At 65.6% G+C, this 497-nt stretch carries 1 protein-coding gene; it reads left to right on the forward strand.

Annotated features, from left to right (window positions below):
- A partial coding sequence (locus FHG10_RS17810; RefSeq protein WP_193636380.1) for a transposase occupies positions 1–463 on the forward strand: 463 nt, incomplete at its 5' end.
- Between the last annotated feature and the right edge of the window lie 34 nt (positions 464–497).

Below are 497 nucleotides of genomic sequence, written 5' to 3' on the forward strand. Positions count from 1 at the left end.
CGCCGCCGCGCTGAAGCCGATCTATACCGCCCCGAGCGAGGACGCTGCCCGCAAGGCCCTCGAGGAGTTCACGGCCTCTGGGTGGGGCCAGAAGTACCCGTCCGCGGTGATGACCTGGAACAACGCGTGGGACCGGTTCGTCCCGTTCCTCGCGTTCCCTCCGATGCTGCGCCGAGTCATCTACACCACCAACAGCATCGAGTCGCTGAACTTCCAGCTGCGCAAGGTCACCAAGAACCGCGGCCACTTCCCCTCGACCGAGGCCGCGGTCAAGCTGCTCTGGCTGGCGATCTGCAACATCGAGGACAAACGCGCCCTCGACCGAGCACGGGAGAAGGGAAAGCCCGCCAGCGAGCGCAAGGCCTCCGGCCGCCTCGTCGAGGGCCAGGTCACCACGAACTGGAAACAAGCCCTCGCCCAACTCGCCGCCGCCTACCCCGACCGCATCAACCCCTACCTCTGAACACCACCACTTACACAGACAGATTGACAGGCTC

The organism is Brachybacterium subflavum (assembly GCF_009299795.1).
Classification (GTDB): Bacteria; Actinomycetota; Actinomycetes; order Actinomycetales; family Dermabacteraceae; genus Brachybacterium; species Brachybacterium subflavum.